The organism is Pseudomonas gorinensis (genome assembly GCF_042015035.1).
GTDB classification, from domain to species: Bacteria; Pseudomonadota; Gammaproteobacteria; order Pseudomonadales; family Pseudomonadaceae; genus Aquipseudomonas; species Aquipseudomonas gorinensis.
Genome location: NZ_CP167125.1, coordinates 3,259,298 through 3,282,210 on the forward strand (window position 1 = coordinate 3,259,298; position 22,913 = coordinate 3,282,210).

Annotated in this window: 20 protein-coding genes and 1 pseudogene; 13 read left to right on the forward strand and 8 right to left on the reverse strand. The window is 62.6% G+C overall.

The features are described 5' to 3' along the window. Nucleotides 1-19 precede the first annotated feature (19 nt). The 4 genes from AB7933_RS14965 (at nt 20) to AB7933_RS14980 (ending at nt 4,589) form a co-directional block, all read left to right on the forward strand. Complete coding sequence (locus tag AB7933_RS14965; protein WP_024075036.1) at nt 20-2,020, forward strand: ribonucleoside triphosphate reductase; 2,001 nt, start codon at nt 20-22, stop codon at nt 2,018-2,020. A 31-nt stretch (nt 2,021-2,051) separates the two neighbouring features. Beyond that, nucleotides 2,052-2,207 (forward strand): anaerobic ribonucleoside-triphosphate reductase, encoded by a 156-nt coding sequence (gene nrdD / locus AB7933_RS14970; RefSeq protein ID WP_024075037.1) that lies wholly within the window; start codon nt 2,052-2,054, stop codon nt 2,205-2,207. Beyond that, nucleotides 2,204-2,899, forward strand: coding sequence for an anaerobic ribonucleoside-triphosphate reductase activating protein (locus AB7933_RS14975; protein WP_024075038.1), 696 nt, complete (start codon nt 2,204-2,206; stop codon nt 2,897-2,899). The genes nrdD and AB7933_RS14975 overlap by 4 nt, the downstream gene beginning before the upstream one ends. A 70-nt stretch (nt 2,900-2,969) precedes the next feature. After that, complete coding sequence (locus AB7933_RS14980; protein WP_024075039.1) at nt 2,970-4,589, forward strand: methyl-accepting chemotaxis protein; 1,620 nt, start codon at nt 2,970-2,972, stop codon at nt 4,587-4,589. 1,056 nt (nt 4,590-5,645) lie between these two features. Here AB7933_RS14980 and AB7933_RS14985 read toward each other — a convergent pair. Genes AB7933_RS14985 through AB7933_RS15000 form a run of 4 tightly spaced genes read right to left on the reverse strand, consistent with a single transcriptional unit; the run spans nt 5,646 to nt 8,697 of the window. Next, nucleotides 5,646-6,998: a 4Fe-4S binding protein gene (locus AB7933_RS14985; protein WP_024075041.1), complete on the reverse strand. Its 1,353-nt coding sequence runs from the start codon at nt 6,996-6,998 to the stop codon at nt 5,646-5,648. Beyond that, nucleotides 6,995-7,834 (reverse strand): FTR1 family iron permease, encoded by an 840-nt coding sequence (locus AB7933_RS14990; RefSeq protein ID WP_024075042.1) that lies wholly within the window; start codon nt 7,832-7,834, stop codon nt 6,995-6,997. Before AB7933_RS14990 ends, AB7933_RS14985 begins: the two co-directional genes overlap by 4 nt. A 9-nt stretch (nt 7,835-7,843) precedes the next feature. Continuing rightward, on the reverse strand, nt 7,844-8,167 hold the full coding sequence (locus AB7933_RS14995) for a cupredoxin domain-containing protein (protein WP_024075043.1): 324 nt from the start codon (nt 8,165-8,167) through the stop codon (nt 7,844-7,846). Next, the gene (locus AB7933_RS15000) at nt 8,167-8,697 is read right to left on the reverse strand and encodes an iron transporter (protein ID WP_024075044.1); all 531 of its coding nucleotides are present in this window, start codon (nt 8,695-8,697) and stop codon (nt 8,167-8,169) included. The genes AB7933_RS14995 and AB7933_RS15000 overlap by 1 nt, the downstream gene beginning before the upstream one ends. 179 nt (nt 8,698-8,876) lie before the next feature. Between AB7933_RS15000 and AB7933_RS15005 the strand changes: the two genes are divergently transcribed. Next, nucleotides 8,877-9,110 (forward strand): DUF3079 domain-containing protein, encoded by a 234-nt coding sequence (locus AB7933_RS15005; RefSeq protein ID WP_041161182.1) that lies wholly within the window; start codon nt 8,877-8,879, stop codon nt 9,108-9,110. Here AB7933_RS15005 and AB7933_RS15010 read toward each other — a convergent pair. Further along, on the reverse strand, nt 9,091-9,567 hold the full coding sequence (locus AB7933_RS15010) for a hemerythrin domain-containing protein (protein ID WP_024075046.1): 477 nt from the start codon (nt 9,565-9,567) through the stop codon (nt 9,091-9,093). The genes AB7933_RS15005 and AB7933_RS15010 overlap by 20 nt on opposite strands. Before the next feature lie 430 nt (nt 9,568-9,997). On the opposite strand from AB7933_RS15010, the gene AB7933_RS15015 reads away from it, so the two are divergent. Continuing rightward, a complete protein-coding gene (locus tag AB7933_RS15015; RefSeq protein ID WP_024075047.1) occupies nt 9,998-10,204 on the forward strand; it encodes a PLD nuclease N-terminal domain-containing protein in 207 nt (68 codons plus the stop codon). A 355-nt stretch (nt 10,205-10,559) separates the two neighbouring features. On the opposite strand, the gene AB7933_RS15020 is transcribed toward AB7933_RS15015, so the two are convergent. Continuing rightward, nucleotides 10,560-11,345 carry a DeoR/GlpR family DNA-binding transcription regulator gene (locus AB7933_RS15020; RefSeq protein WP_024075048.1) on the reverse strand — a complete coding sequence of 262 codons (786 nt, stop codon included), beginning with the start codon at nt 11,343-11,345 and terminating at the stop codon, nt 10,560-10,562. Nucleotides 11,346-11,466: 121 nt separating this feature from the next. Here AB7933_RS15020 and AB7933_RS15025 point away from each other — a divergent pair, with 121 nt between their 5' ends. Beyond that, a complete protein-coding gene (locus AB7933_RS15025) occupies nt 11,467-12,642 on the forward strand; it encodes an alpha-hydroxy acid oxidase (protein ID WP_024075049.1) in 1,176 nt (391 codons plus the stop codon). A gap of 177 nt (nt 12,643-12,819) precedes the next feature. Here AB7933_RS15025 and AB7933_RS15030 read toward each other — a convergent pair whose 3' ends face one another. Together AB7933_RS15030 and AB7933_RS15035 are read right to left on the reverse strand one after the other, a co-directional pair. After that, nucleotides 12,820-13,746, reverse strand: a complete 927-nt coding sequence (locus AB7933_RS15030) for an alpha/beta hydrolase (protein WP_024075050.1) — start codon at nt 13,744-13,746, stop codon at nt 12,820-12,822. Nucleotides 13,747-13,860: 114 nt separating this feature from the next. Beyond that, nucleotides 13,861-14,022: pseudogene (locus AB7933_RS15035) on the reverse strand (diguanylate cyclase); the annotation flags it as partial. Nucleotides 14,023-14,184: 162 nt separating this feature from the next. Between AB7933_RS15035 and AB7933_RS15040 the strand changes: the two are divergent. The 6 genes from AB7933_RS15040 to AB7933_RS15065 all read left to right on the forward strand — a co-directional run bounded on the left by AB7933_RS15040 (nt 14,185) and on the right by AB7933_RS15065 (nt 22,882). After that, nucleotides 14,185-14,772, forward strand: a complete 588-nt coding sequence (locus tag AB7933_RS15040; protein WP_024075052.1) for an NUDIX domain-containing protein — start codon at nt 14,185-14,187, stop codon at nt 14,770-14,772. Nucleotides 14,773-15,273: 501 nt separating this feature from the next. Further along, the gene (gene lexA / locus AB7933_RS15045) at nt 15,274-15,891 is read left to right on the forward strand and encodes a transcriptional repressor LexA (RefSeq protein ID WP_024075053.1); all 618 of its coding nucleotides are present in this window, start codon (nt 15,274-15,276) and stop codon (nt 15,889-15,891) included. Further along, the gene (gene imuA, locus AB7933_RS15050; RefSeq protein WP_024075054.1) at nt 15,891-16,505 is read left to right on the forward strand and encodes a translesion DNA synthesis-associated protein ImuA; all 615 of its coding nucleotides are present in this window, start codon (nt 15,891-15,893) and stop codon (nt 16,503-16,505) included. Before lexA ends, imuA begins: the two co-directional genes overlap by 1 nt. Nucleotides 16,506-16,512: 7 nt before the next feature. Continuing rightward, complete coding sequence (locus tag AB7933_RS15055; protein ID WP_024075055.1) at nt 16,513-17,925, forward strand: Y-family DNA polymerase; 1,413 nt, start codon at nt 16,513-16,515, stop codon at nt 17,923-17,925. A gap of 43 nt (nt 17,926-17,968) precedes the next feature. After that, complete coding sequence (locus AB7933_RS15060) at nt 17,969-21,040, forward strand: error-prone DNA polymerase (RefSeq protein ID WP_024075056.1); 3,072 nt, start codon at nt 17,969-17,971, stop codon at nt 21,038-21,040. Between the two features lie 126 nt (nt 21,041-21,166). Continuing rightward, nucleotides 21,167-22,882, forward strand: coding sequence for an ATP-binding protein (locus AB7933_RS15065; protein ID WP_093235844.1), 1,716 nt, complete (start codon nt 21,167-21,169; stop codon nt 22,880-22,882). The last annotated feature ends 31 nt before the right edge of the window (nt 22,883-22,913 follow it).

Genomic DNA, 22,913 nt, shown 5'->3' on the forward strand with positions numbered 1-22,913 from the left:
TAGTGTCTGGAGCCCGGAAATGCAAAACACGCTCACCCCGCTGGTCAGCACCCGCCTACACAAACGCGACGGCAGCCTGGTCCCCTTCGACGCCGAAAAAATCCGTCAGGCGCTGATTGCCGCCGGCACCGCTACCGGCGAGTACCAAGCCGCCGACGTCGACCTGTTATTGGGCGCCGTCCTGGCCCGCCTGAGGGGTATCGAACAGCTGGATGTCGAACAGATCCAGGACAGCGTCGAACGCGTGCTGATGGACGCCGGCTACTTCCTGTCGATGCGCGCCTATATCGTCTATCGCGAACAACACGGCCGCCTGCGCCGCGACCGCAAGACCCTGGTGGAAGTCGCCACCTCGATGAACGAATACCTCGACCGTGAAGACTGGCGCGTGCAGGCCAATGCCAACCAAGGCTATTCCCTCGGTGGGCTGGTGTTGAACGTGTCGGGAAAGGTCACCGCCAACTATTGGCTGGACGAGGTCTACAGCCAGCAGATCGGCCGCGCCCACCGTGAGGCGGACCTGCATATCCATGACCTGGACATGCTCGCCGGCTATTGTGCCGGCTGGTCGTTGCGCTCGCTGCTGCACGAGGGCCTCAACGGCGTGCCGGGGCGTGTCGAAGCCGGGCCGCCCAAGCACTTGAGCAGCGCCCTGGGGCAGATGGTCAATTTCCTCGGCACCCTGCAAAACGAATGGGCCGGCGCCCAGGCGTTCAGTTCATTCGATACGTACCTGGCGCCCTATGTGCGCAAGGACCAACTGAGCTACCCCGAAGTGCGCCAGGCGGTGCAGGAGTTCATCTACAACCTTAACGTGCCGTCGCGCTGGGGCACCCAGACGCCGTTTACCAACCTGACCTTCGACTGGGTATGCCCGGAAGATTTGCGTGAGCAGGTGCCGGTGATCGGCGGTGAGGAAATGCCGTTCGCCTATGGCGATCTGCAAACGGAAATGGAGCTGATCAACCGTGCCTACATCGAAGTGATGCAGGCCGGCGATGCCAAGGGCCGGGTGTTCACCTTCCCGATCCCCACCTACAACATCACCCACGATTTCCCCTGGGACAGCGAGAACGCCGACCGCTTGTTCGAGATGACTGCGCGCTATGGCCTGCCGTATTTCCAGAATTTCCTCAATTCCGATATGCAGCCCAACCAGGTGCGCTCGATGTGCTGCCGCCTGCAACTGGACGTGCGCGAGCTGCTCAAACGCGGCGGTGGGTTGTTCGGTTCGGCGGAGCAGACCGGCAGCCTGGGCGTGGTGACGATCAACTGCGCGCGCCTGGGTTACCTGTTCAAGGGCGACACCTCTGGCTTGCTGCAACGCCTGGACAGCCTGATGGACATGGCGATGGAAAGCCTGGAGGTCAAGCGCAAGGTGATCCAGCACCATATGGATGCCGGGCTGTACCCCTATACCAAGCGCTACCTGGGCACCTTGCGCAACCACTTCTCCACCATCGGCCTTAATGGCATGCACGAGATGCTGCGCAACTTCACCGGGGACGAGCAGGGTATGCACACCGCTGAAGGCCGTGCGTTCGCGCTCAAGTTGCTCGACCACGTGCGCGCCACCTTGCTGCGCTTCCAGGAAGAGACCGGCCACCTCTACAACCTCGAAGCCACGCCGGCCGAAGGCACTACCTACCGTTTCGCCAAGGAAGACCGCAAGCGCTACCCGGACATTCTGCAAGCCGGCAGCGTGGACGCACCGTACTACACCAACTCGTCGCAGTTGCCGGTTGGCTTTACCGAAGACCCTTTCGAAGCCCTGGAGCTGCAAGACGAACTGCAATGCAAATACACCGGCGGCACCGTGTTGCACCTGTACATGGCCGAGCAGATTTCCTCGGCCCAGGCGTGCAAGCAACTGGTGCGCAAAGCCTTGGGGCGTTTCCGCCTGCCGTACTTGACGGTGACCCCGACCTTTTCGATCTGCCCGGTCCACGGCTACCTCGCCGGCGAACATGAGTTCTGCCCCAAGTGCGATGAAGTCCTCGCGCTCGCGGCCCGTTCTTGAACCGATTTATCAACTCGCAAGGAGCTCCACCATGCAAGCATCCCAGCCACAACGTCAGCGCTGCGAAGTCTGGACCCGAGTGATGGGTTACCACCGGCCGGTGTCGGCGTTCAACCCTGGCAAACAGTCCGAGCACAAAGAGCGTGTGCACTTCACTGAAACGGCCGCCCTGGCCGGGCGCCAATGAGTCGAGCGCTACGGGTCGGGGGCATGGTGCCCCTGACCACCCTCGACTACCCCGGCATGCTCGCCTGTGTGCTGTTTTGCCAGGGCTGTGCCTGGCGCTGTCGTTACTGCCACAACCCGGACCTGATCGCACCGCGCGGTAGCGCCGAGATCGATTGGCGCCGGGTGTTGTTGTTTTTGCAGCGGCGCCAGGACCTGTTGGACGCGGTGGTGTTCAGCGGCGGTGAACCGACCTTGCAGGAAGGCTTGCCGGCGGCCATGGATGAAGTGCGCGCGATGGGCTTTCGGGTCGGCCTGCACAGTGCCGGGATCAAGCCGGCGGGCTTCGCCAATGCGTTGCGCCATGCCGATTGGGTGGGCTTCGATGTGAAGGCCCTGGCCGAGGACTGCCAATTGATCACCCAGGTCAAGGGCAGCGGTGCCGCCAACTGGCGCAGCCTGGACACCTTGCTGGCCAGTGGCGTGGATTATGAATGCCGCACCACGGTGCATTGGCACCTGATTGACCCACCCCGGTTGCTGCTGCTGGCCCAGCGTTTGCAAGCCAATGGTGTCAAGCGCTTTGCCGTGCAGATGGTGCGCACGGCGACGATGCTCGATGCGCAACTGCCCAGTGTCTCCGTACAGATGGCGTTGCCAGAGTTGTGGGGCCGTTTGCGGGAGTTGTTCCCGGCATTTGTATTGCGAGGGTGACCGATCACCCCCGTCAGGATTTTTAAAGATGCTGTCCGTTTTGGGCAGGCTTTCATCAAGGAATAATGGAATGAAGCAGTTAACCACGGCGCAACGCATTGTCATCGGCTTCGCGATCGCGCCGTTGGCCCTGGTCGGTCTGGTGTTTTATGCCTTGCACGACCTGGCAACGCTCAAGCAGCAATCCGAACACATCGTACAACAGGACTGGCCTCGCATCGCGCCGATCATGGTGATTGCCACCGGCGTGCGTGACAACGGCCGCAACACCCGTGACCTGCTGATCGACCAGGATAACCAACAGGCGCAGGCCTCTATCGGCACGACGCGCGAGCGCATTACCCAGGCCTTCGCAACCCTGGAGCCGCTGCTCGATACCGCCGAAGGCAAGGCCGCCTATGCCACCTTGAAATCCCATCGCGAAGCCTACGTGGCGGCCTTCACCCAGGTGCAGGCGCTGATCAAGCAGGGTGCCCGCGAACAGGGCCTGGCCCAGCTCAAACAGCAGGTGATGCCAGCCGAGTTGGACGTGTTCAAGAGCCTCGATGCGTTGATGGCCATGCAAGGCCGGCTGTTCACCGAGCGTGAGCAGGCGGCGCAAACCCTGTATGACGACGCGCGTCGCACGATGATCGGGCTGTTCCTGCTGTGCCTGACCCTGGTGGTGGCCGCCGCCGTGATCGTCACCCGTAGCGTCACCCGGCCATTGGGCGGCGAGCCGGACGAGGTGGCACGGGTGCTCAAGCATATCGCCAACGGTGATCTGACCATCGAGGTACCGCTGGGCAACAGTGCCGACGGCAGCGTGATGCGCAACCTGCACCTGATGCAGCAGAGTCTGAACCAGATGGTCCGGCACATCGCCGTGTCGGTGGACGGCGTGGCCAGCTCGTCGGAAGAGTTGAGCGCGGTCAGTAGCCAGACCAGCAGCAGCTTGCAGCTGCAGGGCCAGGAAATCGAACAGGCTGCCACGGCGGTCAATGAAATGACCGCCGCCGTCGACGAAGTGGCGCGCAATGCCGTGAGCACCAGCGAAGCCTCGCACCTGTCGGAGCAGACCGCCCAGCGCGGGCAGGCCCAGGTGCAGGAAACCGTGGCGTCGATCAACACCCTGGCCACCGGCGTGGTGGAAACCTCGGAGCGTATCCAGCAACTGGCTGGCCGCGTGCAAGACATCAGCGGTGTGCTGGAAGTGATCCGAAGCATTGCCGACCAGACCAATTTGCTGGCGCTGAACGCCGCTATCGAAGCCGCCCGGGCCGGCGATGCCGGACGCGGGTTTGCAGTGGTGGCCGATGAAGTGCGCGCACTGGCCCATCGCACCCAGTCTTCGACCCAGGAGATCGAACAGATGATTGGCAATATCCGCCAGGACACCGAACACGCCGTGGCCGCCATGCACAGCAGCAGCGAGCGGGTACAGGCAACCTTGGGTGTGGCCCAGCGGTCGGGAGAGGCGTTGGCGGAGATTACCCGGTCGATTTCGCAGATCAACGAGCGCAACTTGATGATTGCCAGCGCCACTGAAGAACAGGCCCTGGTGGCGCGAGAAGTGGATCGGAACCTGGTGGGGATTCGGAATTTGTCGCAGCAGGTATTGCAGGGGGCCTTGCATACGGAAACCGCGGGGCACGACCTGGCAGGGATGGCCGGAGCGCTGCATCAGACCGTGGCGCGGTTCAAGGTTTAACGGGGTGGCTTAGATCAAAAGCCAAAGCGCGGCAGCCATAGAGCCGACCGGTGTCGGGTCTGGTGTACTCGGTAAAAAATGTGGGAGGGGGCTTGCCCCCGATGAGGGCGTGTCAGTCACTTATTTGTTAACTGACCCACCGCCATCGGGGGCAAGTCGAATCGTCGCACCGCCCCTCCCACAATTGGATCTCCACAGGTCAGAGATCTCCATAGGTCAGGTAGACCTTGGCCTGCTTTTGCTCTGTCTTTTGCTGCCTTGGAACCGACCGGAGTTGTGCTTGGTGTACTCGGTTAAGTGTGGGAGGGGGCTTGCCCCCGATGAGGGAGTGTCAGTCACTTATTTGTTAACTGACCCACCGCCATCGGGGGCAAGCCCCCTCCCACATTTGGATCTCCATAGGTCAGAGATCTCCATAGGTCAGGTCGACCTCGTTCCGCTTTTGCTCTGCTTTTGCTCTGTTTTTGATCTTGATCTTAGGCGCCCCGTAAAACCACGCTGGCCGAACGCAGGTTGAATCCGTGGGTAACCCGGCAGGACGCCGGGTTAGCCGTCCTGGGCCAGGGATGGCCCATGACGGCGGCCCACGGATTCAAGCCTGCGTTCGGGCACACCGAGCCTAAGCGAGTGCCGAGTGGTGGGCAAGAGCCCTTTTGGTTACTTTTGGGGCTCTTTTCCAAAAGTGACCCGCCGTAAGGGCGGAACCGCCAGTAGCCGTTACCGCAGCAACGGATATGTACACCAACCCGCTAGCCGCCGTTCCCGCAGCAACGGATATGTACACCAACCCGCTAGCCGCCGTTCCCGCAGCAACGGATATGTACACCAACCCGCTAGCCGCCGTTCCCGCAGCAACGGATATGTACACCAACCCGCTAGCCGCCGTTCCGCAGCAACGGATATGTACACCAACCCGCTAGCCGCCGTTCCCGCAGCAACGGATATGTACACCAACCCGCTAGCCGCCGTTCCCGCAGCAACGGATATGTACACCAACCCGCCAGCCGCCGTTACCGCAGCAACGGATATGTACACGGACCCAGACCCGCCCCCCAATCAACCCCACCCCCAAAACTGCAACCACCACCCAACCCCCACCAACCCATTACTCAACACCACAAAAAACCAAGCCCCCCCACGTAACACCCCCCCAACCCCCCGAAGCTGCCGCCACCCCAACCACAAGCACCACCCAACCGCCCCAACCAGCAACACCGCCCGCGCCGACTGCACCCAACCCAACCCCAACCCCTCATAACGCAGCAACTTCACCGTGGTCGCCGACAACCCCAGGAACAACCCCGCACCACCGAGGGGCGTCAGTGTCAGCGCCAGGGGCCGAAACAGTGCGCGATCCCCCGCCACCCAGGCGGCCAGGCGCAGCAGCAGCCAGCAGCCACCACCGAACAACAGTGCGCTGCCACACAGGTACAGCACGATGCACAGGCCATCGAGCCAGCTGAAGCTGTCATTGAGTTGCGGGTAGTGAGTGAGCAGCCACCAGGGCGCAGTGTCTTGCAGGGGCCACAGCCAGTCATGACTCACCAGCCACGTCGCCAGGGTTTGCTTGAGCGCGATAAACCATGGGCTGACCGTCCATTGAAACGCCCCCATTGCCAGGCCGATCACGCCAAACAACAACAGGCGCGCATCCCATTCCGAGCCGGGTTGGCGAGGTGCCTGAAGGATCTCCGTATTGCACGACCGGGCGATCAATTGCACGGCCCCGCGTTGTCCGCTGCAACGGCCACAGGCATGGCACTCGCTGGCGCCTTGCAAGCGGCGGATATCCAGCAGCGGCGCGCAGTTGGGCAGCGGCAGGCGCGGTGCGGTGTTGGCCTTCCAGCGTTGCTCATCCACCGCGAAATGCACCGGCGCCAGGCGGGCGAGCAGGGCGAAGACGCCGCTGACCGGGCACAGGTAACGGCACCACACGCGTTTACCGCGCACGAACAACAGGCCGACGACCATGGCCGCCAGGGTCGAGCCGCCGAGGATCAGCAAGGCAGCCTGGGCGTAGTCATACACACTGATCAACTGGCCATACAGGGTCGTCAGGCAAAAGCCCAGCGTCGGCCAGCCGCCCCAGCGCACCCAGCGCGGAATGCCCAGGCCGCGCCCGTGCTGGCTGGCCCATTCGCTCAACGAACCTTCTGGGCAAAGCACCCCGCACCACAGGCGCCCGAACAGCACCATCGACAGCAACACGAACGGCCACCAGAGGCCCCAGAAGATAAATTGCGCGAGCAGTGTCAGGTTGTTCACCAGGCGCGCCTGGCTGCCCGGCAAGGGCAGCAGCGCCGGCAACACCAACAGCACGGCGTAAACCAGCACCACCAGCCATTGCACGGTACGGATTAACCGCCCATGGCGCCGCATGCCATCGCCCAGGCGCTGCAGCCAGGTCATGCCGCTGGCCGCGAGCGACGCAGGCCGTTGCCGACCCACAGCCAATAGCCGAGCAGCACCAGCACGGTAACCAGGCTCGGCGCGGCACGGTAGCCGGCAAAATCGGCCAGCAGCGACCCCAGACCGTGGCTGTCGCTGAGCAGGGCGCTGCTGTCCCAGCGGCTTTCACCGAAGGCGCCATACACCCATTCGGGCAGGTCCATGCCCAGCAGTTGTCCGCTGATACGGTCCACGGCGGCCACCAGCAAGGCCCCACCCAATAGCAACAGCAGTGCTTCGCTGAGGGCAAAAAACAGCGACCAGGAGATAAAGCGTCGACTGCCCCGCAGCAGCACCACCGTCAGGCCCGCCAGTACCAGGCCCAACAGGCCGCCGATGGCGAACAGGCTCAGTGCCGGACCGTTAAGGCGCGCCCCGGCGCCATACAAAAACACCACGGTTTCACTGCCTTCACGGCTGACTGCCAACAGCGCCAACAACAGCACCCCCCAACCACCCTGGCGGGCCAGGCGCTGATCGGCTTCGCGCACCAGGCTGTGTTTGAGCGTGGCGCCGTGGCGATGCATCCAGAACACCATCTGCACCATCAAGCCGCTGGCCAGTAACGTCAGCGCCGCTTGTGCCCATTCACCCTGGGAGCCGCTCATGGCTTCGCCGGCCCACAGCATCAAGCCGGCCAACCCGGCGGAGCACAGCAGCCCGAGCAACACCCCGGCCCACAGGAAACGCGCCAGGCGTGAGTGTTCGGCCTGGCGGCTGATCCACACCTGAAGAATGCCGATCACCAACAACGCCTCGACGCTTTCACGCCAGACGATAAACATCGATTGATTCATCAACGGCTCCTATTGCGCGAGGATGCTGCCTTCGGGCAACTGTGGGTTGAATTCGTCGAAGAACGGGTACAACCCCGGCTTGAGCGGATGGATGACCACAAAAGTGGTCACGCCAGGGGACAGCACCTTCTCCACCCGCAACGGCGTGCTTTCGAATTCGGCCGGGCCTTGGCCGATATTGTTGAGCACGATCTTGAAGCGCTCATCGGCCTTGACCACCAATTGCGGCGGGTCGAAATGGCCGTCTTGCAGGCTCAGTTCATACGTGGGCAACGGCGCCGCCAGGGCCGTGCCGCTCAGCAGCACGCTGCCCAGCAGCAGGGCGCGGCGCATCAGTAGCCGCCTTTTTTGCCGATACCGGCGTAGACAAATTCGTAATGCACTTCGCAGCGTTCGAACCAGGGCGCGACGCCGGTTTCCTTGTCGGTGTGGCGGCCCAGGGAGTGGTGGCCGGTGGGCGGCAATACGCTGAAGGTGAGGGTGTATTTGCCAGGGCCTTGCAGCTTGACGTTGTCGCCATAGTGCGGCCCGTCATTGGCGACCATGGCGTGGAAGTCGCCGTTGATCGGCGTCTCGCTGCCTTGTTTTTTCAGGGAGAACGACAGGTTCAGGTAGGGCACGAAACTGCCTTCCTGGAAGCCTTGGGCGTTGTCCGCCGTGGCGCGTACATCGGCCTCCAGGTGCACGTCGGAATCGGTGGTGGCGCGCATCATGCCGGCGGGGGCCATCTCGATGGGTTGCAGGTACACCGCGCCGATTTCCAGCCCTGGGCAGTGTTGCGGTTCGCCGATGGGATATTCCTTGGCGAACGCCGCAGAAGTGGACAACAGCAGGATGAGGGGCAGTGCAGAAGGGATACGCATGGAGGCTTCCTGACGGGTGAGGGGAGAGAGCCCGAGTCTAGGAAGGTCAGGGGTAAATAATAATGATTCTTGTCAAGTTTCGATGATATTTCATGTTGGCCAGGCTTGATATCGGTCAAGGCCAGGCACCTGTGATCGGCGTAGGTTGGACCTATCGTTCGCCGGTAGGGAACCTCGTCATGGCCAAGCCTTTTCCACTGCACCCCAAGCACCCCGAGCGCATCTGCTGGGGGTGCGACCGCTATTGCGCCGCCACCGACCTGGCCTGCGGCAACGGTGCCGACCGTACCATGCACCCGGCCGAGATGATCGGTGATGACTGGTACGAACATGGCGATTGGGGCGTTACCCCGGAGCCCGCCGCCGCGGACGAGCCGTCAGGGGCCACAGTGCTCAGGCTGCGAGGGGTTTAGTCTGCATCGACTTTTTGTAGGCGGCTTTCATGGCTTCCATTTCGGCGCCTAGCTCCTCGAGGACAGCTTTGCCCAACAGCTTCTTCGCTTGAGGGAACATCTCGGTTTCCTCTTCTTCGATATGGTGCTCCAGCAGCTCCTTGACCACTTTGACGCGGCCGGAAAACTCAGTGGTGGAAGGCTCGGTCTGTTTCAGGTCGGGCAATACCAGGGCATCGACTGTGCGGTGCTCTTCCTTGGCTTCGTGGTACATGATGTCCTGTTCCTTGCCACCGGCTTTGCGGAAGGCCGGGTACAGAATCTCCTCCTCCAGCTTGGTGTGCAGGCTGATTTCCATCTCCAGTTTGGCCAGCAATTCGGTGCGCTTCTTGACGCCACGCTCGGTGGATTCGCTCAGTTGAGTCAGCAGTGCTTTGACGCGTTCATGGTCAGCCTTGAGAAGGTCAATGGCATTCATGTTGAAACCTCACGGATAGCGCTCGGGCGCGTCGACATGCGCGCCTCGTCCAGTGGGATATTGCATCAGCTGTACCAACATGGCTGATTAGTGAATTTTCTTATTAATCAGTTGGTTGATGGTGTTTTATGCGTCGGCTTATCGTGCAGCTTGCATGGTCGGGCCCTCAGCGGGTTGCATTACACCGTCCCTGACTTTCCGGTGTTTGAAGTTCTCGGTGGCCAGGCACTGGAAGATTGCCAACTGGGTTTACGCCTGCAGGGATACCCGGTCGTCCTGAGCGTTTGGCATTTCCAGTAAGAAGGGAGCGGAGGTTGGGTCAGGGGGGCTCCAGTGCGCCATAACCGTTGGGCGTGAGCGGCTGCACGAAATCCGATGGAACCCTCGGGGTAGATGCTTGACCTAATGCATGGACCTCAGGAGGTGAACCATGCAAATTGAATATATCTGGATCGCGTTGGCGGTGATTCTACTGCTGTTGGAATTGTGGGCGATCAATATCGTATTGCGCAGTACCAGTGGCTGGGAGACCAAGGGGCTGTGGCTGGTCATTCTGATTTTCGTGCCGCTGCTGGGGCTGATTGCCTGGGCGATGTTCGGGCCCAAGCGGGAGATGCCGGAGCAGCACAAACAGTAACCTGTGGCGAGCGGGCTTGCCCTAATGCCATTCAGTTAAGCGTACATCGCCTTCTGTAGGAGCGAGGGGGACGCCTAGTTCTTGCTCGCGAAAAACGTCAACGATAACGCGTGTTTCCTGAATGAACGCGGCGCCTGTAAGTTCTTCGCGAGCAAGCTCGCTCCTACAAAAAAGCCTTAACTGAACGGCATTAGGGCTTGCCCCGCGTTGGGCTGCGAAGCAGCCCCAATAAGAGCGCTGCAGTGTGCCAGGCAGCTCCGGGGCAGTTTTTTGGGGCTGCTGCGCAGCCCAACGCGGGGCAAGCCCGCTCGCCACAACGGCCCGTTCGCCACCGTGCTATTGGGTGCCCCTGTTCCTACTCGACCTCGACCCGTATCACTTCCAGCCCTAGCTGCTCATACGCCTCGATACCCGGCACGTGCCATTCGGTAATCAGCGTATGGATACGGTTGCACGGCGCCACCACAAAAGGTTCCACGGCACCGAGTTTGTCCGCCATGGTCACCGCCACCACATGGGACGCGCTGTCGAGCAACGCTTGCTTGACCGCCACTTCATCAAAATGCAGCGAGCTGATGCCGACCTGCGGATGCAGCGCGCACACCCCGGTAAACAGCAGGTCGGCCTTGATGCCCTGGATCAGGCGCACGGTTTCCTGGCCGCTGGTGGACAAGGTCGCGGGGTTGAGTTGGCCGCCGGCGAGGATGATTTTCACCTGGGGATGATCGGCCAGGGCGATGGCGATCATCGGTGACGGGGTGACCACGGTCAGGCGGATCGAGTGCGGCAAGGCCTGGGCGATGCGCAGTGTGGTGGAGCCGGAATCGAACAGCACGATCTGGCCGTCTTCCACACGATCGGCCGCCAGTTGCGCCAGGTGGTGCTTGGCCTCGTTGGTCTCGCCGACACGGGTGAAGAAGTCCTTGCCGCTGTCCTTGGGCCGGGGCAGGGCGCCGCCGTGCACGCGTTGCAACAGGCCGGCCGCGGCCAGTTCGCCGAGGTCACGGCGGATGGTGTCGTGGGAGACGGCAAAGTGTTCCACCAAGTCGGAGGCCGTGACTTTGCCGTCACGTTCCAGCAATAACAGGATCTTTTGTTTGCGCAACGAAGGCAGGTCAACGGCTTGATGGGTGCTGTGCATGTTTGTGCGTCTTTTTGCGGTTTTGTGCGAGATTAGTCGTCCGTCGATATAAACGCAATGGCTGGTTGCGCGGGCGATGGGCGGTTACTCTCGACGTTCAGTTCAGGGAGAGGTGACCCCGATGTCGTTGATCACAACCATCGAAGACTTACGCAAGCTGGCGCAGAAACGTGTCCCCAGGATGTTTTACGACTACGCCGATTCCGGCTCCTGGACTGAGAGCACCTACCGGGCCAATGAAAGCGATTTTGCCCGCATCAAATTCCGCCAGCGTGTGGCGCGCAACATCGATGAGCGCTCGATCCGCGCCACCATGATCGGCCAGGACATGGCCATGCCGGTCGCCCTGGCGCCCACTGGCCTGGCTGGCATGCAGCATGCCGATGGCGAGATTCTCACCGCCCGCGCTGCGGCCGCTTTTGGCTTGCGCTATACCCTGTCGACCATGAGCATCTGCTCCCTGGAAGACATCGCCGAACAGGTCGGCCAACCGTTCTGGTTCCAGTTGTATGTGATGCGCGACCGTGGGTTTATCGAGCAATTGATCGAGCGCGCCAAGGCGGCCGGCGTGGATGCGCTGGTGTTGACCCTGGACCTGCAGATACTCGGGCAACGCCACAAGGACCTGGTCAACGGTCTGTCGGCACCGCCCAAACTGACCCTGCCAAATATCCTCAACATGATGACCAAGCCGCGCTGGGTGATGGGCATGCTCGGTACCAAGCGCCATGGCTTCGGCAATATCGTGGGGCATGTGAAGGGTGTGGCGGACATGAGTTCGCTGTCGTCGTGGACCGCTCAGCAATTCGACCCGCGCCTGAGTTGGGACGACGTGGAATGGATCAAGAAGTGCTGGGGCGGCAAGTTGATTATCAAGGGCATCCTCGATGTGGAAGATGCGCGCCTGGCCGCCAATTCCGGCGCCGATGCGCTGGTGGTGAGCAACCACGGCGGGCGCCAGCTGGACGGGGCTCCATCGAGCATCAGCCAGTTGCCGGCGATTGTCGACGCGGTGGGCGAGCGCATTGAAGTGTGGCTCGACGGCGGCATTCGTTCCGGTCAGGACGTGCTCAAGGCGATGGCCTTGGGCGCCAAGGGCACCATGATCGGTCGTCCGCATTTGTATGGCTTGGGCGCCATGGGCGAAGCGGGGGTGACCAAGGCACTGGACATCATTGCCCGTGAGTTGGACGTGTCGATGGCGCTGTGCGGGTATAACGATATACGCGATGTGAATCGCGAGATTCTGCTGCCAGGGTCCTTTCCCGAAGGGGTAGGCTGCGCAAAAAAATCATAAAAAAGTGAAAAGAGTTGTCCACGAAAACCGTGGGTATCTCTGTGGATAACTTTGCCGGGGCCCGGCAGGGTTGGCGATTTAACCCAAGGTTAATATTTGATCAACTTGTGGCGAGGGCCAGCATGGGCTGGGTTTGCGCTTGACAGGCTCGCGCGAACCCAGTGCCGAAAACCTTTTTTATGACTCGTTATTGCGCCCTGTGGCGTGGGTGACAACCTGTGCCGGCATCTTCGCCCGCATCAGGTTGTCCAGCGCCTGGCGATAGCTGCGGCCGGCCAGGCTCATGCTGTTGTTGTGGCTGGCGCCGGGCACCAGCAGCAACCGTTTGGGCTCCTGGGCCGCGTCAAATAGTTGCTGGCTGAAACGCGGGGGCACGTAGCGATCGTCCAGGCCATGGACCACCAGCAGCGGCATATGGATGTCGGCAATCTTGTCGATGGAGTCGAATTTCTGCGAGAGCAACCAGCGCACGGGCAACGACGTGTTCGCCACGGCCGTGGCCACATCCGCCAGGGAGGTGAAGGTGGACTCGACCACCAGCCCGCGCACCGGCAGCGGCGTTTGCCTGCCCAGCTCGGCCGCCAGGTCGATCGCCACCGCGCCACCCAGGGAGTGCCCGTAGATCAGGCGTTTGTTCGGGTCGGGCTGCAACACCTGGAAGCGTTCCCACGCAATGCGCGCGTCCTCGTATACCGTGGTTTCCGAAGGCAGGTCACCGTGGCTCTGGCCAAAACCGCGATAGTCGATAGCCAGCACCGAGAAGCCCAACGCATGTAATTGCTCGATGCGAAACAACTGCCCGGTGAGGTTCCAGCGCACGCCGTGCAGGTACAGGATCGCCGGAGCATCCTTGTGCTCTGCCGGGTACCACCAGCCATGAATGTTCTGCCCTGATTTGAAACGGGTGGGCTTGAGTTCGAATTCCTGCACCGCCCTGGGCAAGCCGCTGTACCAACTGGCGGTACCGGGCTCGATGCGAAACACCAGCTCGCGCTCCTTGTGCTGGAGCACCGAGCAGCCCACGGGTAAACCTACGATCAACAGGAGCATGCACAGCAGGGGAAACCAGCGTAGGCCCAGGCGCGACATAAAACGAGATGACATCGAAGGTTCCAAGGCAAAGGTGAAGGACGGTTTTTTAACAGAAGGCTTGTCGGTACAGGAATTAATTCGACAACCGCGAAGGGCGATTGCTTGCAAAGTGTTACAGCATGGTGCTCAGGCCGTCTCGACCACTTGCACCCGATTACGCCCCCGCGCCTTGGCCAGGTACAGCGCCTGGTCGGCCTGGGACAGCAAGTGCGAAAGGTCATCGCCTGCGGTGCGGGTGGTCACGATCCCGATACTCACGCTGAGGAAACCCGGTGCGAGCAGGTCCAGGCGGTCCAGTTCATCGCCGCGCTGAGCAGCAATACCCCATTGCCCAGGAGCAGCGCGACAAAGTCCATCCCCGCCCGCGCGCGATTGTAGCGGTATGCGACGCGCTTGACGCTGGTGTTGCCATCACGACATGCTCACGCTCCTTTGAGCTAAGGCCTGACCATGGATAACAGTCCCGTTCGCATCACTGCCGAAGAGACCCTCTCTGACAATTGGTATGTTTTGAAGAAGTACAGCTTCGACCTGCGCCGCCGGGATGGCAGCTGGCAGGCCCAGACCCGCGAGGTGTACGACCGGGGCAATGGCGCGACCATCCTGCTGTACAACCGCACACAGCGCACGGTGCTGCTGATTCGTCAGTTCCGCATGCCCACCTTCGTCAACGATTACCACGGTTACCTGATCGAAGCGGCGGCCGGGTTGCTGGACAACGCCAGCCCAGAAGAGCGCATTCGCCTGGAAGCCGAGGAAGAGACGGGGTATCGGGTGGGGCACGTAGAGAAGATCTACGCAGCGTTCATGAGCCCGGGGTCGGTGACGGAGCGGATTCACTTTTTTATCGGTGAGTACCAGGCGGGGGATCGGGTAGGGACCGGCGGCGGGCTCGAAGAGGAGGGGGAGGATATCGAGGTGCTGGAGCTGGGGTTTGAGCGGGCGCTGGCGATGGTGGCGAGGGGGGAGATTGTGGATGGGAAGACCATTATGTTGCTGCAGCATTTGGAGTTGCGGATGTTGAAAGAGGGCTGGTGAGGAGATCTCGGTTGAAAATGTGGGAGGGGGCTTGCCCCCGATGAGGGAGTGTCAGTGGATGCATCTATGGCTGACCCACCGCCATCGGGGGCAAGCCCCCTCCCACATTTGGATCTGCATACATCAGGTAAACCTCAATCTGGTTTTGTTCTAGCTTTTTCTGCCTTGGAGCCAACCCGTGCTGTGCCTGGTGTACTCGGTAAAATGTGGGAGGGGGCTTGCCCCCGATGAGGGAGTGTCAGTGGATGCATCTATGGCTTCACCACCGCCATCGGGGGCAAGCCCCCTCCCACATTTGGATCTGCATGCATCAGGTAAATCTGAGTCTGCTTTTGCTCTGGCTTTGGCTGCCTTGGAGCCGACCGGAGTTATGACTGGTGTACTCGGTAAAAAATGTGGGAGGGGGCTTGCCCCCGATGGCGGTGGGTCAGCCACCAGATGCCTCCACTAACACTCCCCCCGACTACCGGCTATTGTCAGAAATTTCCCGCAGGAGTACAAATGTACTCCATGACAAACCTGACCCCCCGCCGTACCGCCATCCTGACCTTCATTCGCGACCGCATCGCGCAGCAAGGCCAACCCCCCAGCCTCGCCGAGATCGCCGAGGCGTTTGGCTTCGCCTCCCGCAGCGTCGCACGCAAACATGTGGTGGCCCTGACTGAAGCCGGCTTCATCGAGGTCAACCCCAACCAGGCCCGTGGTATTCGCTTGCTCAACCAACCCGCCCGCCCCGAATGGCTGGACGTCCCCGTTCTCGGTCGAGTCGCTGCAGGCTTGCCCATCGGCACCGATGCCGAAGTCCACAACCGCCTGCAACTCGACCCTGCCACCTTTGCGAAAACCCCGGATTACCTGCTGCGGGTCCAGGGCGATTCGATGATCGAAGACGGCATCCTCGACGGTGACCTGGTCGGCGTGCGTCGCAGCGCCGAAGCGTTGAACGGCCAGATTGTGGTCGCGCGCCTGGACGGTGAAGTCACCATCAAACGCTTCGAACGTCACGGCGACCATGTCCGCCTGCTGCCCCGCAACCCGGCGTATCAACCCATCGTGGTAGGCCCCGACCAGGACCTGGCTATCGAAGGGGTGTTCTGCGGCCTGGTGAGGCAAGGCTGATGGGCGCCGTCGTAGCACTGGACTCGCTGTTCAATGGCGGCCGCGTCTGGAAGGGCCGGCCCGCCGTGCCTCCGGCCAGTGTGCACCCCACGGGGCTGGCGGCGCTGGATGCGGTGCTGCCCACGGGCGGCTGGCCGGAGTCGGCCCTGAGCGAAATCCTCATGGCCAAGGACGGTGTGGGCGAGTTGCAACTGGTGCTGCCCACCCTGGCGCGCTTATCGGCCGCCGGGGAACGCATTGTGCTGGTGGCGCCGCCCTACACGCCGTACCCCCACGCCTGGCAGAACGCCGGGGTGGATTTGCGTCAGCTTTCGGTGGTCCAGGCCGAAGAGCGCGACGCCTTGTGGGCGGTGGAGCAGTGCCTGCGTTCCGGCAGTTGCGGCGCCGTGTTGTGCTGGCCGCGCAAGGCCGATGACCGGGCATTGCGCCGTTTGCAGGTGGCGGCCGAAACCGGGCAGACCCTGGCGTTTGCCTGGCGCGCCTTGAGCGAGGCGATCAATGCGTCGCCTGCGGCCCTGCGCCTGGCCGTGGAGGCCAAGCCCGCGCAAGTGCGGGTGCTCAAGTGTCGAGGCGGGCTTGCTCATCCGGCGCCGATTGCGCTGGCCGGGCACTGAGGTTGATATGCGCTGGGTGTGTATTGTCTTCCCGCAATTGGCGCTGGACGGGGTGCAGCGCCTGCATCCCGAGGCGGATCAGCCCTTGGCGTTACTGGCCGGTACGCCGCAGCGGCGCGTGTTGCAAACCGTCAACGCGGCCGCCCGTGCATTGGGCCTGCGCCCCGGCCAGTCGCTGACGGCGGCGCAGGCCCTGGCCAAGGGTTTTGCCTGCGCCGAGTACGACCCGGTGGAGATCGAGCGTTGGCAGCAGTTTCTCGCGGCCTGGGCCTACCAGTTCAGTTCCCAGGTCAGTGTGTTCTACCCCCGCGCGCTGCTGTTTGAAATCGAATCGAGCCTGGGGCTGTTCGGGCCATGGCCGCGTTTCGAAGCGCGCTTGCGCAAGGAACTGAACGAGCTGGGCTTTCGTCACCGCATCGTCGCCGCGCCCAACCCGTCGGCGGCGCGCGTGCTGGCCAATCTCTACGATGGGTTGGCCGTAGACGATGACGCCTTGATGCAGGCCCTGGCGCCGTTGCCTATCGACCGCACCGGCCTCGAGCCGCAGGCCGCCATGGCCTTGTCGCGCATGGGCCTGCGCACCTTGGCCCAAGTGCAGGCGTTGCCCCGGCATACCCTGGCGCGGCGCTTTGAGGCCAGCGTGCTCAAGCACCTGGATGCTCTTGGCGGATACCGGCCGCTGGCCCTGGCGTTCTATCAACCGCCGGACCGCTTCGATGTACGCATCGAGCTGAACTTCGACGTGCAATCCCACCAGGCGTTGCTATTCCCCTTACGCCGGCTGACCGGTGACCTGTCGGCTTTCCTCTGCGGCCGCGACAGCGGCGTACAGCGTTTTGACCTGCACCTGGAGCACGCCCAGGCGCCGGACAGCGTGATCAAGGTTGGCCTGCTCAGCGCCGAACGTGAGCCGGCGATGCTCTTCGAACTGGCCCGCGGTCGCCTCGAGCACGTGCAGGTCACGTCACCGGTGCGCGGCTTTCGCCTGGTGGCCCAGGACCTGCCGGTGTTCGTGCCGCAGCGCAAGGACCTGTTCGACGACCGCCCGCAGCAGACCCTGCCCTGGGAACAGTTGCGCGAACGCTTGCGTGCACGGCTGGGGGATGATGCGGTGCAAGGCCTGCGTTTTCACGCCGACCACCGCCCCGAATGCGCCTGGCAAGCGGCCGCCGACAGCCGCCCGTGCCCAAGCCTGGACAAGGTGCAGCGCCCCGGCTGGTTGCTCAACGAACCGATCTTGCTGGCCGAGCAGGGCGTGCAGGTCTTGATGGGGCCGGAGCGTATCGAATCCGGCTGGTGGGATGGCGCCGATATCCGTCGCGACTACTACCTGATCCAGACCCGCGCCGGCCAGCAAGGCTGGGCCTACCGCACCGTGGGGCAACACGATGGGTTGTGGCTGCAAGGCTGGTTCGCATGAACCACCGCAGGCTGTCGCCACCTTCCCACCGTGAGCTGCAAGCATGAGCTACGCCGAACTGCACTGCCTGTCCAACTTCAGTTTCCAACGCGGCGCCTCCAGCGCGCTGGAGTTGTTCGAGCGGGCCAAGCGCCAGGGCTACAGCGCGCTGGCGATCACCGACGAATGCACCCTGGCGGGTATCGTGCGGGCCTGGCAGGCGGCTAAGGCGGTGGAGTTGCCGTTGATTATCGGCAGCGAGATGCGCATCGAAAACGGCCCGAAGCTGGTGCTGCTGGTGGAAAACCTCAGCGGCTACCAGCACTTGTGCCGTTTGATCACCCTGGCCCGACGGCGGGCGGAAAAGGGGCGCTATCGCCTGCTGCAAGAGGACTTCGAGCAACCCCTGCCTGGGTTACTGGCGCTATGGGTCGCCGCAGACAGCGACACCCAGGCCTCGATCCAATGGTTGCGCCGCACCTTCGCCGAGCGCCTGTGGCTGGCGGTGCATCTGCATTGTGGCCAGGACGATGCGCGCCTCCTGGAGCAACGCCTGCACCTGGCCGCCAGCCTGCAACTTCCCGCAGTGGCTTGCGGCGATGTGCATATGCATGCGCGCGGCCGCCGCGCCCTGCAAGACACCATGACCGCCATCCGCTATCACGTGCCGGTGGCCGAAGCGGGTACGCGGTTGCACCCCAATGGCGAGCGGCATTTGCGCAGCCTGGAGGCCTTGGCCGCGTTGTACCCGCAAGCCTTGCTCGACGAAACCCAGGCGATTGCCCGCCGCTGCACCTTCGACCTCGGCCAGTTGCGCTACCAATACCCGCGCGAACTGGTGCCCGAAGGCCAAAGCGCGAAAACCTGGCTGCGCACCCTCACCGAAGAAGGCATTGCCCAGCGCTGGCCAGAGGGTGTCGATGCCAAGACCTTGCAGCAGATCAACCACGAGCTGCAGTTGATCAGTGAGCTGGGCTACGAAAGCTATTTCCTCACGGTGCATGACATCGTGCGCTTCGCCCGTAGCCGTTCGATCCTGTGCCAGGGGCGCGGCTCGGCGGCCAACTCGGCGGTGTGTTTTGCTTTAGGCATTACCGAGATCAACCCGAGCCTGATGAACATGCTGTTCGAGCGCTTCCTGTCCAAGGAGCGCAATGAGCCGCCGGACATCGACGTGGACTTCGAACACGAACGCCGCGAAGAAGTGCTGCAATACGTGTTCCAGCGCTATGGCCGTACGCGCGCGGCCCTCACGGCGGTGGTCAGCAGTTACCACGCAGCCGGCGCGGTGCGCGACGTGGCCAAGGCCCTGGGGTTGCCGCCCGACCAGGTCAACGCCCTGGCCGAATGCTGCGGGCGCTGGAGTGATGAGGCACCGCTGCTGGAGCGCCTGCGTGAAAGTGGTTTCGACCCTGAAAGCCCAGCGTTGCGCCGGGTACTTACGTTGACCCGGCAACTGATCGGCTTCCCCCGGCACCTGTCCCAGCACCCCGGTGGTTTCGTGATTTCCGAACACCCGCTGGATACGTTGGTGCCGGTGGAAAATGCCGCCATGGCCGATCGCACGATCATCCAGTGGGACAAGGATGACCTCGACGCCGTTGGCCTGCTCAAGGTGGATATCCTCGCCTTGGGCATGCTCAGCGCGATCCGCCGTTGTTTCGACCTGCTGCGCCGCCATCGCCACCGCGACCTGTCGTTGGCGACGATCCCCAAGGAAGACCCGGCCACCTACGCAATGATCAGCAAGGCCGACACCATCGGTGTGTTCCAGATCGAGTCGCGGGCGCAAATGTCGATGTTGCCCCGGCTCAAGCCGCAGAACTTTTATGACCTGGTGATCGAGGTTGCCATCGTGCGCCCTGGGCCGATCCAGGGCGGCATGGTGCATCCGTACCTGCGTCGGCGTAACAAAGAAGAGCCCACCACCTATCCGTCGCCGCAGCTCAAGACGGTGTTGGAACGAACATTGGGCGTGCCGCTGTTCCAGGAGCAGGTGATGCAAATCGCCATCGTCGCCGCCGACTATACCCCCGGCGAGGCCGACCAGTTGCGCCGTTCCATGGCCGCCTGGAAACGTCACGGCGGGCTGGAACCCCATCAAGTGCGCCTGCGCAACGGCATGCTGAAAAATGGCTACAGCGAAGCCTTTGCCGCGCAGATCTTCGAGCAGATCAAGGGCTTTGGCAGCTACGGGTTCCCCGAGTCCCACGCGGCCAGTTTCGCCTTGCTGACCTACGCCAGTTGCTGGCTCAAATGCCATGAGCCGGCGGCGTTCGCCTGTGCGCTGATCAACAGCTGGCCCATGGGGTTCTACAGCCCGGACCAGATCCTGCAGGACGCCCGCCGCCATCGCTTGCAGATTCGTCCGGTAGACGTGCAGGCCAGTGACTGGGAGTGCAGCCTGGAACCCATCGACGGCCAGCAACCGGCGATCCGCCTGGGCTTGCGTATGATTTCCGGGTTTCGCGAAGAGGATGGGCGGCGTATCGAAGCGGCCCGCCAGCACCGCGTCTTCAGCGATGTGGCCGATCTCGACGAACGCGCCGGGCTGGACGCCCGCGCCGAGGCCTTGCTGGCGGATGCCGGTGCCTTGCGCGCGTTGGCCGGCAACCGGCACCAGGCACGCTGGGATGTGGCGGGGGTGCACAAGCAACTTGGGTTATTTGCCGGCTTGCCCAGCCCCGATGAAGCGCGGGTGGCGTTGCCGGTGCCCACGGTGGGTGAGGACTTGCAGGCCGATTACGTCACGGTCGGCACCACCCTCGGCCCCCATCCGTTAGCGTTGCTGCGTGATGAGCTGCGCAAGCGGCGCTGTCGCAGCTCGAACGAACTGCTGGCGGTGGAGCATGGGCGCAATGTCAGTGTCGCCGGGCTGGTGACCGGTCGCCAGCGCCCCGGCACCGCCAGCGGCGTGACCTTCGTCACCCTGGAAGATGAGTTCGGCAATCTGAACGTGGTGGTGTGGCGCGATCTGGCAGAACGCCAGCGCGCAGCCTTGGTGAATTCGCGGCTACTCAAGGTGGACGGGCGCTGGGAAGCGGTGGGCGAGGTACGGCACCTGATCGCCGGGCGCCTGACCGACCTGACGCCGCTGTTGGACGGCATTCCTGTGCGCAGCCGGGATTTTCACTGAGGGGAGTTGCCCAGTTCACGACGGATGAGCTATATGCAATGAAACGATTTATTACAGTCAGGCTCCAAGTTTTTATCAGTGGAACTGCACCACCGATCAATGTTTCTCTGCACCAAGAGCCTATCGATGCCTTTTTTATCCAACACCCACGGCTGTGAAGGCTGGGGCGGTGAAATGGCCCAGCGAATCCGTGCCTTCGACTGGTCGCACACCGACCTGGGCCCGCTGGATCGCTGGTCCACCAGCCTGGCCTGCACCGTGCAGATGATGCTGGCGTCGCCCGTGCCCATGGTGATGCTGTGGGGGCCGGCCGGCTACATGATCTACAACGACAGCTATTCCGTGTTTGCCGGTGGCCGTCATCCGTATTTGCTGGGCACGCCGGTGGAGCTGGGCTGGCCGGAAGTCGCCGACTTCAATCGGCATGTCGTGGACACTTGCCTGGCGGGTGGCACTTTGTCCTATCACAACAAGGAGCTGGTGTTGCTGCGCAACGGCCAGCCGGAAAACGTATGGCTGGACCTGTATTACAGCCCGGTCGCCGGAGATGACCAGCAGCCGGCCGGGGTCTTGGCGATCGTGGTGGAGACCACCGCCCATGTGATTTCCGAGCGCTTGCGCCAGGAGCTGACCCACAACCTGGAGCAGCGCGTTGCCGCCGAAGTGCAGGCGCGCTCTGTCGCCGAAGAGCAACTGCGCCAGTCGCAAAAACTCGAAGCCATTGGCGGCCTGACCGGTGGCGTGGCTCACGACTTCAATAACCTGCTGCAAGTGATCGCCGGCAACTTGCACCTGTTGGCCCGCCATGAGCCGGAAAACCCTCAGGTGCAGCGACGTGTCAACGCTGCCATTGCGGCGGTGGAGCGCGGTGCCAAGCTGTCCTCGCAATTGCTCGCGTTTGCGCGTCGCCAACCGCTGTCACCGGCGGTCTACAACCCGCAGCGCATCTACGCCGGTCTGGGCGAATTGTTGCAACGTGCATTGGGTGAAACCATCCATGTCGATGTGCAACTGCCCCAGGATTCCTGGTGCATCCACGTCGACCGCAACCAACTGGAAAACGCACTGCTGAACCTGGCGATCAATGCCCGGGATGCCATGAAAGGCGAGGGCGTGATTCGCATCACCGGCGAAAATATCATCCTCAACCCCAAGGATTGCGTCGGTAAAAGCCTGCAGCCCGGCGAGTATGTGCGCCTGGCGGTCACGGATATCGGCGTGGGTATGCCGGCGTCGATTCTGTCGCGGGTGTTCGAGCCGTTCTTTACCACCAAGCGCGATGGTCACGGTACGGGCCTGGGCCTGAGCATGGTGTTCGGGTTTGTCCGGCAAAGTGGCGGCCATGTCGAGGTGTGGAGCGAGGAAGGCAAGGGCACCGTGGTGCAAATGTATTTCCCGCGCAGCTTGGGCGAGGAGTGCCAGGAGATCGAACCCGAGCCGGTATCCCATGCCGCAGGTCAAGAGACCATTCTGGTGGTGGAGGACAACGAGGGCGTGCGAGTGACCGTCGTGGAGCTGCTGGAACAGGCTGGCTATACCGTGCTGACCGCTGAAGACGGCGACCGGGCGATGCAGAGGCTGTTGGACGGAATGCGCCCCGATCTTATTTTTACCGACGTGGTGATGCCCGGCCGCGTCAAAAGTACCGACCTGGCGGACTGGGCCCGCGCCCAGCAACCGCCGGTGGCGGTGCTATTCACCTCGGGACATACCCGCGACATTCTCTCCACCAACCACCTGCTCAGTGCCGACATTCATCTGCTGAGCAAACCCTACAGCCCCGAAGCCCTGACGCAACGGTTGCGCAGCGTGCTTACCGCCCGTGTGGCTCAGACCGATTGAACGAGCCCCCGCCCGGCAGGCTCCGAACCAG